This is a genomic window from Stappia sp. ICDLI1TA098 (assembly GCF_054880955.1).
Map to the genome: position 1 here is coordinate 919,473 of NZ_JBTZBT010000002.1, position 14,099 is coordinate 933,571.

At 68.1% G+C, this 14,099-nt stretch carries 10 protein-coding genes; 3 read left to right on the top strand and 7 right to left on the bottom strand.

Annotation, left to right across the window (positions count from 1 at the left end; genetic code table 11):
• Positions 1 to 25: 25 nt before the first annotated feature.
• Complete coding sequence (locus ACSLUQ_RS14510) at positions 26 to 2,269, bottom strand: primosomal protein N' (RefSeq protein ID WP_461808916.1); 2,244 nt, start codon at positions 2,267 to 2,269, stop codon at positions 26 to 28.
• A gap of 275 nt (positions 2,270 to 2,544) precedes the next feature.
• Between ACSLUQ_RS14510 and fsa the strand changes: the two genes are divergently transcribed.
• The 3 genes from fsa (at position 2,545) to ACSLUQ_RS14525 (ending at position 5,484) form a co-directional block, all read left to right on the top strand.
• Positions 2,545 to 3,198, top strand: a complete 654-nt coding sequence (fsa, locus tag ACSLUQ_RS14515) for a fructose-6-phosphate aldolase (RefSeq protein WP_417771822.1) — start codon at positions 2,545 to 2,547, stop codon at positions 3,196 to 3,198.
• Between the two features lie 828 nt (positions 3,199 to 4,026).
• On the top strand, positions 4,027 to 4,998 hold the full coding sequence (locus tag ACSLUQ_RS14520) for a tyrosine recombinase XerC (protein ID WP_461808917.1): 972 nt from the start codon (positions 4,027 to 4,029) through the stop codon (positions 4,996 to 4,998).
• 60 nt (positions 4,999 to 5,058) lie between these two features.
• Positions 5,059 to 5,484 carry a hypothetical protein gene (locus ACSLUQ_RS14525; RefSeq protein WP_461808918.1) on the top strand — a complete coding sequence of 142 codons (426 nt, stop codon included), beginning with the start codon at positions 5,059 to 5,061 and terminating at the stop codon, positions 5,482 to 5,484.
• A 179-nt stretch (positions 5,485 to 5,663) separates the two neighbouring features.
• On the opposite strand, the gene lpdA is transcribed toward ACSLUQ_RS14525, so the two are convergent.
• The 6 genes from lpdA to ACSLUQ_RS14555 all read right to left on the bottom strand — a co-directional run bounded on the left by lpdA (position 5,664) and on the right by ACSLUQ_RS14555 (position 13,990).
• The gene (gene lpdA / locus ACSLUQ_RS14530; RefSeq protein WP_461808919.1) at positions 5,664 to 7,073 is read right to left on the bottom strand and encodes a dihydrolipoyl dehydrogenase; all 1,410 of its coding nucleotides are present in this window, start codon (positions 7,071 to 7,073) and stop codon (positions 5,664 to 5,666) included.
• Positions 7,074 to 7,148: 75 nt separating this feature from the next.
• Positions 7,149 to 7,907 (bottom strand): SDR family oxidoreductase, encoded by a 759-nt coding sequence (locus tag ACSLUQ_RS14535; RefSeq protein WP_417771818.1) that lies wholly within the window; start codon positions 7,905 to 7,907, stop codon positions 7,149 to 7,151.
• A 40-nt stretch (positions 7,908 to 7,947) separates the two neighbouring features.
• Complete coding sequence (locus ACSLUQ_RS14540) at positions 7,948 to 8,562, bottom strand: LysE family translocator (protein ID WP_417771817.1); 615 nt, start codon at positions 8,560 to 8,562, stop codon at positions 7,948 to 7,950.
• 16 nt (positions 8,563 to 8,578) lie between these two features.
• Positions 8,579 to 9,145 (bottom strand): HXXEE domain-containing protein, encoded by a 567-nt coding sequence (locus ACSLUQ_RS14545; RefSeq protein ID WP_461808920.1) that lies wholly within the window; start codon positions 9,143 to 9,145, stop codon positions 8,579 to 8,581.
• Between the two features lie 124 nt (positions 9,146 to 9,269).
• Positions 9,270 to 10,823 carry a 2-oxoglutarate dehydrogenase complex dihydrolipoyllysine-residue succinyltransferase gene (gene odhB / locus ACSLUQ_RS14550; RefSeq protein ID WP_461808921.1) on the bottom strand — a complete coding sequence of 518 codons (1,554 nt, stop codon included), beginning with the start codon at positions 10,821 to 10,823 and terminating at the stop codon, positions 9,270 to 9,272.
• Between the two features lie 182 nt (positions 10,824 to 11,005).
• Positions 11,006 to 13,990, bottom strand: coding sequence for a 2-oxoglutarate dehydrogenase E1 component (locus ACSLUQ_RS14555; RefSeq protein WP_417771814.1), 2,985 nt, complete (start codon positions 13,988 to 13,990; stop codon positions 11,006 to 11,008).
• Positions 13,991 to 14,099: the final 109 nt, after the last annotated feature.

The following is a 14,099-nucleotide window of genomic DNA, read 5'->3' on the forward strand; positions in this document are numbered from 1 at the left end:
TTGCGAATCCGCCAGGCCTGCCCCGTCAAAAGAAGCTCTGCGGATCGACGTCGACCTGGACGCGGACTCCGCCGCGCGGTTTCGGCGCGGCCACGAGCCAGGCCCGGAGCAGCTTCTGCAGGTCGACACCGCGCGGTGCCATGGCAAGCAGGCGGAAGCGGTGGCGGCCGCGCACGACGGCCATCGCCGCCTCGGCCGGACCGAGCACGGTCAGCGAGGGATCGGCCGGCACGCAGCGGGCAAGGGCGCGGGCCTGCGCTTCCGCCGCAGCCTTGTCGGGGCCGGAGACGACGAGCGCCGCGAGCCGGCCGAAGGGCGGCAGGCCGGCAACACGTCGCGCCGCGATTTCCGCATCATAGAAGGCACGGCTATCCCCGCTGGCAAGCGCGCGGATCACCGGATGCTCGGGCGCATGGGTCTGCAGGAACCCGCGTCCGCCGCCGCCAATGCGCCCGGCGCGGCCCGTCACCTGGGCGAGGAGCTGGAAGGTGCGCTCGGCCGCGCGCGGGTCTCCGTTGGCCAGTCCGAGATCGGCGTCGATGACGCCCACGAGCCGCATCAGCGGGAAGTTGTGGCCCTTGGCGACGAGCTGGGTGCCAACGACGATGTCGGCCCCGCCCTCCTCGATCACCTTCATCTCGCGCTTCATGCGCTCCGTCCCGCCCTGCATGTCGGACGACAGCACGAGCACGCGCGCCTCGGGAAAAAGGTCGCTCGCCTCCTCGGCGATGCGCTCGACTCCGGGGCCGCAGGCAACCAGCGACTGGGTGTCGCCGCAGGCAGGGCAATGGTCCGGCGTCGGCTCGCAATGGCCGCAATGGTGGCAGGCGAGCTGCCCGCGAAACCGGTGCTCGACCAGCCAGGCGGAACAATTGGGGCACTGGAACCGGTGACCGCAGGTGCGGCAGAGCGTCAGAGGAGCGTAGCCGCGCCGGTTGAGGAACAGCAGCGACTGACCACCGCCGGCGAACGTGTCGGCGATCGCCCGGCGCAGGACCGGCGCGATCCACTGACCGCGATCGGGACCGTCCTGGCGCAGATCGACGATGGAGATCTCGGGCATGGGCGCGCCCGTCGCCCGCTCGGGCAGTTCGATCAGCCGGTAACGTCCGGCATCGGCGTTCACCCGGCTTTCGACGGAAGGCGTCGCCGAGGCCAGCACCACCGGAAAGCGCGACAGATGGCCGCGCACCACCGCCATGTCGCGGGCGTTGTAGGGCACCCGGTCGTCCTGCTTGTAGGCCGTGTCATGCTCCTCGTCGACGACGACGAGCCCCAGCTCGCAGAACGGCAGGAACAGCGCCGAGCGTGCGCCGACGACGACCCGCACGTCGCCGTTGCCGACGCCCCGCCACACGGCGGCGCGCTGTTTCGGCGTGATCTGCGAATGCCATTCGGCCGGACGCACGGCGAAGCGGCGCTCGAACCGCTCGAGAAAGGCGCTGGTCAACGCGATCTCGGGAATGAGCACCAGCGACTGCCGGCCCTGGCGGATCGCCTCAGCCACGGCCTCGAAATAGACCTCCGTCTTGCCCGAGCCGGTGACGCCGTCGATGAGGAAGGTGGCAAACCCCTTGCCGACCGCCTCGACCAGCGTGTCCGCCGCCGCCTGCTGGCTCCCGGTGAGCGGTATCCTGGCAAAATCCGGATCGGGCGCGGGCGGCGCGGGCGAGCGGCGCATCTCCACCACCTCGAGAGCGCCGTGGGCGATCAGCCCGTCCACCACCGAGGTGCTGACGCCGGCGGCATGGGCAAGCCCGCTCTTCGACCAGGCGAAGCCGTCCTCCAGGGCCGCCAGCACGCGCTTGCGCGCCGGTGTCAGGCGCTCCGGCGCGGCCGCCGCCTCGACCCGCCGCACGCCGGCCACCGGCGGTTCGGGCTCCAGGGCCGCTTCCGAGCGCAACACCATGCGCAGCACCATGCCGGGCGTCGCCAGCGTCCAGCCGGCAACCCAGTCGACCAGGGCGCGCAGATCCTCCCTGAGCGGCGGCACATCATCATAGACATGGAGGATGTCCTTGAGCCGTGCCGGGGCCACCCCGGCTGCATCCTCTTCCAGCCCCCAGACCGCGCCGACGACCTCACGCGGGCCGAGCGGAACGCGCACGATGGTGCCGGGCTCAACCGTCATGCCCTCGGGCACCCGGTAGCTGTAGGCCATGCCGATGGCGACCGGCAGCAGCACGCGGGCCAGCTTCGGCACGTTGCGGCGCGGGCCATCCTTCGCGAAGAGATCGTCGATGGTGCGGGCGGGCGGTCGGTTCGTCATGGTCCTGCGGCGGGTCGTCGGGCAGTCGCGGCCTTGTGCGCCGCGCGGCGGGCGAATCGGACGCCTCCCCGGGAGCCACCCTACGCCCATCGCCGCGCGGATTGCAGAGCGGCGTGGCGGATGTCGTCATTCACGTCTTTTGCGCTTTTCGCAAGCGGGCGCGTCTTTTTGCGGGCGGGACGGTTCCCGGCCCGGCTTAAAATGGTAAGGAGACGGGGCGCGGGCAATGCCGCCCGGCATTCGACACCATTCCGCCAAGGGAGCCCTGCCCCGCCATGAAGTTCTTCGTCGATACCGCCGACACCGGCGAGATCCGCGACCTCGCCGAAACCGGTCTCCTGGACGGCGTGACGACCAACCCCTCGCTGATCCTCAAGGCCGGCCGGCCGATGAAGGACGTGATCGCCGAGATCTGCGATCTGGTCGAGGGTCCGGTCTCCGCAGAGGTCACCGCGACCGAGGCCGAGGCGATGATCGCCGAAGGCCGCTCGCTTGCCGCCATCGCCGACAACATCGCCGTCAAGCTGCCGCTGACGCTGGACGGGCTCAAGGCCTGCCGCGCGCTCAGCGGCGACGGCCACATGGTCAATGTCACCCTGTGCTTCTCGGCCAACCAGGCGCTGCTCGCCGCCAAGGCCGGCGCCAGCTTCATCTCGCCCTTCATCGGCCGTCTCGACGACATCAACATCGACGGGCTCGACCTGATCCGCGAGATCCGGGTGATCTACGACAATTACGGCTTTGAGACCGAAATTCTCGCCGCCTCGATCCGTACCGCCAACCACGTCAAGGATTGCGCGCTGATCGGCGCCGACGTCGCCACGGTGCCGCCGGCGGTGCTGAAGGGCCTGGTCAAGCATCCGCTGACCGACAAGGGCCTCGAGCAGTTCCTCTCGGACTGGGCCAAGACCGGCCAGAGCATCCTGTAAGACCGGGCGCCTCGCGCCTGTGATCAGTTCGGGGCCGGGGGGCAACCTCCGGCCCTTTTTTGTGCCAAGCTTCCTGCACCCCTGCGACCATCCTCCCGGGCAAACGCCAGGCGTGCCTCCGGAGGGTTCGAGCGTGTCGCCCCCCCCCGAGCCTGCGGCCCGCCTCCGGGGCCGGGGCAACGGGGCGGGGGCTCTGGAAACGAGTAGGCCCCGGGTCAAGCCCGGGGTGACACCGAGGTGGGGGGAGCGGCCTACGGGGCGTAGGCGCGGATCTCGGCCCTTGCGCATACCTCAATCATCAGCCCCCTCACCTTCCCCCCAACCCTCGCATACCTCAGTCTTCAACCCTTCAACTTGCCCAGCCCCCGCCCCCCCCTGCCCTCAGTGCTCGCTCGGCCTTCGCCCCTCCGCCGGACGTCATCCCGGGCTTGACCCGGGACCTAATCCACGCCGGCACAGGCCGCAGCCGCACCTCAACATCGCCCGCCTTCGCCGCAACCGCCCTCCCGGGCAAACGCCAGGCGTGCCTCCGGAGGGTTCGCGCACGTGGCCCCCCACCCGGGATTGCAGCCCGCCTCCGGGGCTGGGGCGACAGGGCGGGGGCTCTGGAAACGAGTAGGCCCCGGGTCAAGCCCGGGGTGACACCGAGGTGGGGGGAGCGACACGCCCGGGCGGGGAGTGGGCGTGCCGGAGCAGGCGTGCCGGAGCGGGTGCCGGAAGACTTGCGGGAAAAGCGCGGACGTAACGGCAGGTCGGCGGCGGTCGCGGGTCACATCGCCGCAAGGCCAAATGCGCGCGAAAATCGCAGGCGTCTGCTAGAATCGCGCGATGACGGATGGCGATTCGCTTCTTGTGTGTGCAAGGCCGGATGTGAACGCGGCGGTCGGCGACTGGCTCGATCACCTTGGTGGTGAGCGCCGCCTCGCCGACAAGACGCTCATTGCCTATGAGCGCGACCTGCGTCAGTTCCTCCGTTTCCTGACCGGACATCTTGGCGAACCGCCAGCGCTCGCCCATCTCGCCGACCTTCGCCCGGCCGACTATCGTGGTTTCCTGGCAAGCCGCAGGCAGAGCGGCGTCGGCAGCCGATCACTGGCGCGCGGACTGGCGGGCGTGCGTTCCTTCCTGCGCTTTCTCGAAACGCGCGGGCAGGTGAATGCGGCGGCAAGCACGGTCGTGCGCCCGCCCCGGCAACCCCGCTCGCTGCCCAAGCCGGTTTCGGCCGGAGACGCCATGACCCTTGTCGACGCCGACAGCGGGCTTGACGCGGAACCCTGGATCGCCGCCCGCAACGCCGCCGTGCTGACGCTGCTCTATGGCTGCGGGCTGCGCATCTCCGAAGCGCTGTCGCTGACCGGGCGCACGGCCCCGCGCAAGGGCACCAGGACCCTGCGCGTGCGCGGCAAGGGCGGGCGCGAGCGCATCGTGCCGGTGCTGCCGGTGGTGAGCGAGGCAGTGGAGAGCTATCTGGCGCTCAGCCCCCATGCGCCGCAGCCCGACGGGCCGCTGTTTCTCGGGGCACGGGGCGGGCCGCTCAATCCGCGCATCGTGCAATACGCCATGGCGCGACTGCGCAGCGCGCTCGGCCTGCCCGACAGCGCCACGCCGCACGCGCTGCGCCACTCCTTCGCAACACATCTGCTCGCCGGCGGCGGCGACCTGCGCACCATTCAGGAACTGCTCGGCCACGCGAGCCTTTCCACCACGCAGATCTATACCGAGGTCGACGCCGCGCGCCTGCTCGATGCCTTCGACAAGGCCCACCCGCGCGGCGGGACGTCCGCCGCGCGGACGCCATAGACACGCGCCTGCCGCTGTTGTCGCGCGCGTGACAGCAGCCAACCCGCCCGAGAGGCCGCCATGCACCTGATGCTCCCTGCCCTTTCGACGCTCTTCCTGGCGCTGGCGGCGCTTCTCGTCCCCACCGATGCCATTGCCGAGGAGAGGACCTGCATCACGCCCGAGACCGGTCATTGGATCAACACCAGGGCGCGGACGCAGCAGATCCGCCGGATCGAGATCGAAAGCCGCTGCGTTGGCAAGGACGGCGTCGCGTTTCGCATGCGCGCCTTTGTCAAATGCGCACCGCGCGACTGCAAATGGGGATGGGTGCAGGCGCATAGAAACGCCACGGGCCGGATCGTCGCCACCTTCCCCGGACTGTTTGGCGCCCGGGAGATCGAGATCATCACCATGGACGACCGGATCGAGGCGCTGGTGACGCTTCATCCGCATGATCGCAACGCCAGGCCCGAGTTCCACGCGGCGATCATGACAAGGCAGTAAGCCGGCTTATAAAAGAATTTTCCCGGGCGGCGCGCCATAGAAGCGCTTGTTTTCGCGTGGTCTCCGCGACCGGGCTCGCCCCGGTGAACAGCCTGCGAAACGCAAACCGCCCGCGCCGGAGAGACCGGCGCGGGCGGATCTTGTCGTTATGCGATGCGCGGCCGGGCGGACCGCGCCACTCAGGCGTGGATCGGCTTGGAGAAGGCGGCCATGGCGGCTTCCTTGACCGCCTCGCTCATCGTCGGATGGGCATGGCAGGTGCGCGCCAGATCCTCCGACGCGCCGCCGAATTCCATCAGCACGGCCGCCTCGTGGATCATCTCGCCGGCACCATGGCCGATGATGTGAACGCCGAGCACCCGGTCGGTCTGCGCGTCGGCGAGCACCTTGACGAAGCCCTCGGTGTGGCCCATCGCCTTGGCGCGGCCGTTGGCCATGAAGGAGAACTTGCCGACCTTGTAGTCGACGCCCTCGGCCTTCAGCGTCTCCTCGCTCTTGCCGACGTCGGCGACCTCGGGCGAGGTGTAGACCACGCCCGGGATGACGCCGTAGTTCACGTGGCCGGCCTGGCCGGCGAGGATCTCCGCCAGTGCGACGCCCTCATCCTCGGCCTTGTGGGCGAGCATCGGGCCGGCGATCACGTCGCCGATGGCGTAGATGCCGGCGACATTGGTCTGGTAGTGGCCGTCTGTCTTGACCCGGCCGCGCTCGTCGAGCGCGACGCCGGCCTCCTCAAGGCCGAGGCCGGCGGTCACGGGACGGCGGCCGATGGCGACGAGCACCACGTCGGCCTCGAGCGTCTCGGCCGCGGCCTCGCCGCCAGCCGCGGGCTCGACCGTGACGGCGACCTGCTTGCCCTTCTTCTCCACCGCCGTGACCTTCGTCGACAGGCGGAACTCCATGCCCTGCTTCTTCAGGATGCGCTGGAACGACTTGGAGACGTCGCCGTCCATCGGACCGAGGATCTTGTCCATGTATTCGACCACGGTGACCTCGGCGCCAAGGCGGCGCCAGACGGAGCCGAGCTCGAGGCCGATGACGCCGGCACCGATGACGATGAGCTTGCCCGGAACCTTCTCCAGCGTCAGCGCACCGGTGGAGGAGACGACCTGCTTCTCGTCGATCTCGACGCCGGGAAGCTGGACCACGTCGGAGCCGGTGGCGATGACGATCGCCTTGGCCTCGACGGTTTCGGTCTTGCCCTCCGCCGACGTCACCTCGACGCGACCGGCGGAAACGATGCGGCCGGTGCCGTGGAACGGCGTGATCTTGTTCTTCTTGAACAGGAAGTCGATGCCGGTGACGTTGCTGTCGACGACCTTGTCCTTGAAGGCGAGCATCGCCTTGAGGTCGAGCTTCGGCTTGCCGACCTTGATGCCCATGCCCTCGAAGGAATGCTCCGCCTCCTCGAACTGCTCGGAGGCATGCAGCAGCGCCTTGGAGGGGATGCAGCCGATGTTGAGGCAGGTGCCGCCATGGGTGGCGCGCTTCTCGACGACCGCGACCTTGAGGCCGAGCTGGGCCGCCTTGATGGCGCAGACATAACCGCCGGGACCGGTGCCGATGACGACGAGATCGAAGTTGGACATTGCTTTCGCCTCTTTTCCTGTTCGCAAGGGCGGACCGCGCCGCCGTTGTTCATGTTAGTCCGTGACGCCGGCGTCTCAGGGCACGACGGCCCGGGCGCCCGACACGTCGAGGATGGCGCCGGAGGTGTAGCTCGCCGCATCCGAGAGCAGCCACGCGATGGCCTCGGCGCATTCATTCGCTGTTCCCGCCCGCCCCATAGGAAGCTCGGCGGCCATGCGCGCCGCGCGATCGGGATCGCCGCCCGAGGCGTGGATCTCCGTCTCGATGATGCCCGGACGCACGGCGTTGACGCGGATGCCCTCGCGCGCCACCTCCTTGGCAAGACCGACGGTGAAGGTATCGATCGCGCCCTTGGCGGCGGCGTAGTCGATATATTGCGACGGCGAGCCGAGCTTCGCGGAGGCGGACGACAGGTTGACGATCCCCCCGCCCTTGCCGCCATGCGCCGTGGACATGCGCTTCACCGCTTCACGGGCGCAGATCATCGTTCCGAGCACGTTGACGTCGAACATGCGCCGCAGCCGCTCGAAGGACATGTCGGTGAGCGGTGCGGCGACATCGACCACGCCGGCGTTGTTGACCAGGCCCGTGAGCCGGCCAAGCCGGTCGGCTTCGGCGAAGGTCTTCAGGCAGTCCGCCTCGCTCGCCACGTCGGCCTGAAGGGCCACCGCCTTGCCGCCGCGTGCCCGGATCCCGGCAACCACCTCGTCGGCGCGGGCCGGGCTGGAGACATAGGTCAGCAGCACGGTGGTGCCTGGCGCCGCCAGACGCAGGGCGGCGGCCGCGCCAATGCCCCGGCTTCCCCCCGTCACGATCACAACACTCTCGCTCATCGGATCCCCTGTTCGTTCGTTTGAACGGCCCGCAGCCGCCCTAGCGCTCCGCCAGTGCCAGACGCAGGCCGAAACCGGCGAACGCCACGGCTACCGTGCGCCCGAGCCACGCCATGGCACGGCGGCTTGACAGGAGCCTTGCCCCCACCGCCGCCGCGAACAGACCGTAGCCGATGAAAACCACCAGCGTCAGCCCCATGAAGACGCCGCCGAGCCCCAGCACCTGCAGCGTGACCGGCCCGGCCTGCGGGCTGACGAACTGCGGCAGGAAGGCCAGGAAAAACAGCGAGAGCTTCGGGTTCAGCACGTTGATGAGAAACCCGTTGCGCGCCACCGCGACCAGATCCGCCGGCCCGGCGGCCGCGCGATCGAAGGCGAGCGGGCCGCCTTGCCGCAGCGCCTGCCAGGCGAGGTAGAAGAGATAGGCGGCGCCGGCGTATTTCAACACCTGGAAGGCAAGCGCGCTGGCATGAAGCAGGGCCGCGAGCCCGAACATCGCGGCCAGCAGTGCCGGGACGATGCCAAGCGTGCAGCCAAAGGCTGCGGCGATGCCCGCAGCCCGCCCCCGGGAGAGCCCGGTGGCCACCGTGTAGACCACGCCAGTGCCCGGAACGAGCACCACCACGAGGGCGGTGAGAAGAAATTCGGGTCCCATAAACACCTCCTCCTCGTCAGGCGCTCGCCAGCCTGCGACGCACCGTCACCATGATCGCGCCATGAAGCACAACGACGACGGCAAGCGAAACGGCGTGCAGGGCAAGTGTCTCCTGCGGCCCCAGTTCGGCAAGCCCCCATGCTCCAAGCGGCAGGAACAGGGCGAGGGCCGTCCAGAGCCCCGGATTGACGCGCCGCATGGCGAGCGCCTGCACCAGATGCAGAACCGCGTTGACCAGCACGAGATAGATCCCGATCAACCCCCACCCTTGCGCGACGGCGCGCATCAGCCAGAGCGTCACGACCATGACGCCCCACACGCCGAAGACGTTGATCACGAAGACGTCGCGCACGCTCAGCGCCTCGCGTCCGCGCCCGATGGTGGCGTTGACGAAGAGACGGAAGCGGTCACCGTCATGTTCCTCGAGCTGGTGCAGCATGTAGACGGGCAGGACAAGCCAGACCAGGAGCTGGCCAAGTGGCCAGCCGGCAGTCAGGAGCGGAGAAAGCGCCAGAAGGCCGACGCCGGCAAGCGCGCCGCCGTAAACCCAGTTCGCCTGCAAACGGCTGACGGTTGCCTTCATGCCCGCTTCCCCTCGACCGGCCGCCCGGACGGGCGCGCCGTATGCCGCGAGCGGCAAGGATCACACCCGCGGGGACAGGCTCCGGACGGGATCGCCGCCCGGAGCCCGTGTTCGTTCGCCGGGATCAGAGGTCGAGGACGAGACGCTGCACGTCCTCGAGGCTCTCCTTGACGCGCACGAGGAAGGTCACCGCCTCCTTGCCGTCGACGATGCGGTGGTCGTAGCTGAGCGCCAGATACATCATCGGGCGGGCAACGATCTGTCCGTTCACGACCATCGGCCGCTCCTGGATCTTGTGCATGCCGAGAATGCCCGACTGCGGCGCGTTGAGGATCGGCGAGGACATCAGCGAGCCGTAGACGCCGCCGTTGGAAATGGTGAAGGTGCCGCCCTGCATGTCGTTCATGCCGAGCTTGCCGTCACGCGCCTTGCGGCCGAGGTTGGCGATTTCCTTCTCGATCTCGGCGATCGACATCTGGTCGGCATCGCGCACCACCGGCACGACGAGGCCGCGGTCGGTGCCGACGGCAACGCCGATGTGACAGAAGTTCTTGTAGATCACGTCGGTGCCGTCGATCTCGGCGTTGACCGCCGGGATCTCCTTCAGCGCATGGCAGACGGCCTTGGTGAAGAAGCCCATGAAGCCGAGCTTGACGCCGTGCTTCTTCTCGAAGAGATCCTTGTAGGACTTCCGCAACTCCATGATCGGGCCCATGTCCACCTCGTTGTAGGTGGTCAGCATGGCGGCCGTGCTCTGCGCGTCCTTGAGACGGCGGGCGATGGTCTGGCGCAGCTTGGTCATGCGCACGCGCTCTTCGCGCGCCGCATCCTCGGCAACCGACGGGGCACGGGCGGCAGCCGGCGCGGAGGCGGCAGGCGCGCTCTGGGCGAAGCCGGCGGCAGCGGCGGCAATCACGTCACCCTTGAGCACCTGGCCGCGCTTGCCCGAGCCCTCGACCTGCGAGGCATCGACGCCCTTTTCGGCCAGCATCTTCGACGCGGACGGAGCCGGCGGCATGGACGATGCGGCGGCTGCCGGCTTCGCGGCGGCCTTGTCAGCGCTCGGAGCGGTGGCAGCGGCGGCAGCGCCGGCGCCGGCGCCGGTTGCGATGCGGGCGAGAAGCGTGCCCGGGCTCACCGTGTCGCCGGTGGCGACCGCGATCTCGACGATCTTGCCGCCAGCGGGCGCCGGAATTTCCTGAGCTGCCTTGTCGGTCTCCAGCTCGACGAGGATGTCGTCGGCCTTCACCGTGTCGCCGACCTTGACGAACCATTCGCCGACATCGGCCTCGGTGACGCTCTCGCCAGCCGAGGGCACCACCACGTCGACGGTCTCGCCGCCCTTGTCGTCGCCACCCTTGTCGTTTCCACCCTTGCCGTCATCGGACTTCGCCGCGGCGGCGGGCGCGGACTTCGCGGCGGCAGGCTTGGCGGCGCCAGCGCCTTCCTCGATCTGGCCGAGCAGCGTGCCGACCTCGACGGTGTCGCCTTCCTTGACCAGGATCTCCCCGAGGGTTCCGGAGGCCGGGGCGGGGACTTCCACCGTTACCTTGTCCGTCTCCAGCTCGACAATCGGCTCGTCGGCATTCACCTGTTCGCCGGGCTTCTTGAACCACTGGGCAATGGTTGCCTCGGTTACGGATTCGCCAAGCGTGGGCACTCGAATTTCGGTCGCCATGATCTCAATCTCTTTCATCCGGTGGCAGCGCGGGGCGGAAGCGGTCCCGACGCAATGCGACGGACCTGCCGGGGTCCGCCCTGTCCCGTGGCGCGGTCCGGCGCACGGGCGAAAAATCGGTCAGACTTCTTGACGGCGGTGGCGCGGGGCCGGCGTCATGCCGCCCCCGCGCCGCGCCCGCCTTATTCGGCGAAGGCCTCGTCCAGGAATGCCTGCAACTGGGCCAGATGCTTCGACATCAGGCCGGTCGCGGTGGCCGCCGAAGCGGCGCGACCGACGTAGCGCGGACGCTGGTGCTTGGCATCGATCTGCGACAGGACCCATTCGATGTAGGTCTGCACGAAGAACCAGGAACCCATGTTCTTGGGCTCTTCCTGGCACCAGACGATCTCGGCGTCCTTGAACCGCGACAGCTCGGTCACCAGGGCCTTGGTCGGGAACGGATAGAGCTGCTCGACGCGCAGGAGATAGACATCGTCGATGCCGCGCTTCTCGCGCTCCTCGAACAGGTCATAGTAGACCTTGCCCGAGCTCAGAACGACCCGGCGGATCTTCTTGTCGTCGACCAGCTTGATGTCGCTCATGCCCGGATGCTGGGCATCGTCCCACAGCAGCCGATGGAAGCTCGACCCCTCGGCGAACTCGTCGAAGCGGCTCACGGCGCGCTTGTGGCGCAGCAGCGACTTCGGCGTCATCAGGATCAGCGGCTTGCGGAAGTCGCGCTTCAGCTGACGGCGCAGGATGTGGAAGTAGTTCGCCGGCGTGGTGCAGTTGGCGACCTGCATGTTGTCTTCCGCGCACATCTGCAGGAAGCGCTCGAGCCGGGCGGAAGAGTGCTCCGGTCCCTGACCCTCGTAGCCATGCGGCAGCAGGCAGACGAGGCCCGACATGCGCAGCCACTTGCGCTCGCCCGACGACAGGAACTGATCGAAGATCACCTGCGCGCCATTGGCGAAATCGCCGAACTGGGCTTCCCAGAGCGTCAGCGCGTTCGGCTCGGTCAGCGTGTAGCCGTATTCGAAACCGAGCACCGCCTCTTCCGAGAGCATCGAGTTGATGACCTCGTAGCGCGACTGGTCGTCCCGCAGGTGATTGAGCGGGATGTAGCGGCCCTCGTCTTCCTGATCGTAGAGGACGGAGTGGCGCTGCGAGAAGGTTCCACGCTCGCAATCCTGACCCGACAGACGCACAGGATGCCCCTCGAGCAGCAACGTGGCGAAGGCCATCGCCTCGGCCGTCGCCCAGTCGAAGCCCTGGCCGGTCTCGAACATCTTCTGGCGGTTGTCGAGGAACCGACGGATCGTGCGGTGCACGTTGAAGCCGTCGGGAACCGTGGTCAGCGCCTTGCCGACCAGCTCCAGCTCGCCGCTGGCGACGCCGGTCTGGCCGCGACGCGGATCGTCGAGATCCTGCGCCTGGCGCATGCCGGCCCACTTTCCATCGAGCCAGTCGGCCTTGTTCGGCTTGTAGGCCTGTCCGGCGTCGAACTCGGTGTCGAGACGCGCGCGGATCTCGGCCCGCATGGCGTCGACCTCCTCGGCGGAAACCACACCCTCGGCCACCAGCTTGTCCGCGTAGATCTGCAGCGTCGTGGGATGCTTGCGGATCTTGCGGTACATGATCGGCTGGGTGAACGCCGGCTCGTCGGACTCATTGTGGCCGAAGCGGCGGTAGCAGATCATGTCGATCACCACCGGCTTGCCGAAGAGCTGACGGAACTCGGTGGCGACCTTGGCGGCAAAGACCACCGCTTCCGGATCATCGCCGTTCACGTGGAAGATCGGCGCCTCGATCATCTTCGCCACATCGGACGGATAGGGCGAGGAGCGCGAGAAACGCGGATTGGTCGTGAAACCGATCTGGTTGTTGATGATGAAGTGGACCGAACCGCCGGTGCGGTGGCCGCGCAGGGCCGACAGGCCGAAGCACTCGGCCACGACGCCCTGGCCGGCGAAGGCCGCATCGCCATGCAGCAGCAGCGGCATCACCTTGGAGCGATCGACCTCGGTCGTCTCGACGAAACGGCCGTCGACGGCGGAAAGCTGATCCTGCTTGGCGCGCGCCTTGCCGAGCACCACCGGATCGACGATCTCCAGATGCGACGGGTTGGCGGTGAGCGACAGGTGCACCTTGTTGCCGTCGAACTCGCGGTCCGAGGAGGCGCCGAGGTGGTACTTCACGTCGCCGGAACCCTCGACGTCGTCGGGTGCGAAGGAGCCGCCCTTGAACTCGTGGAAGATCGCGCGCAGCGGCTTGCCGAGAACCTGTGCAAGCACATTGAGGCGGCCACGGTGGGCCATGCCGAACAGGATTTCCTTCACGCCAAGCGCGCCGCCGCGCTTGATGATCTGCTCAAGCGCGGGCAGCAGCGCCTCGCCGCCATCGAGACCGAAGCGCTTGGTGCCGGTGTATTTGACGTCAAGGAACTTCTCGAAGCCCTCGGCCTCGAGCAGCTTGTTGAGGATCGCCTTCTTGCCCTTCGGCGTGAACTCGATCTCCTTGTCCGGTCCCTCTATGCGCTCCTGGATCCACGACTTTTCGGCCGGGTTGGAGATGTGCATGAACTCGACGCCGAGCGTCGAGCAATAGGTCCGCTTGAGGATGTCGAGCATCTCGCGGATGGTCGCGAACTCAAGACCCAGAACGTGATCGATGAAGATCTTGCGGTCCCAGTCTTCCTCGGTGAAGCCGTAGGACGAGGGGTGCAGCTCCTCGTGATCGCCGGGCTGGCTGAGGCCGAGCGGATCGAGGTCGGCGTGGAGATGGCCGCGCATGCGGTAGGCGCGGATCATCATCAGCGCCCGCACGGAATCGCGCGACTGCCGCTGCACCGCGGCTTCCGTCAGCGCCTCGCCACGGGTGTCCGCCTTGGCCTTGATCTTGTCGCCGAGGGTCTTTTCGACCGGCGCCCAATTGCCGTCGAGGGCATTGATCAGGTCGCCATTGGCCGAGATCGGCCAGTCGGGCCGCTTCCAGGATGCGCCGCGCGCCTCCTTCAGAACGTCCGCCTTCTCGTCCGAGAGGTTCGAGAAGAAGTCGCGCCACGTCTCGTCGAGCGAGCCGGGGTCTTCCTTGAAGCGCGCATAAAGATCTTCAATATACGCTGCGTTGCCGCCGTACAGAAACGACGTCATCGCGAATGCATTGTTCGCGTCCTGTCGAGCCATCACACCATAGCGGGGTTGCCCCCGCCCGCCTTGTTGAGGGGAGCCCTTTCACGCAGCGCCCCTGTCGAACGGAAGTGGGACAGAGCCGCGCGATGCGTGTCCCGCGCGG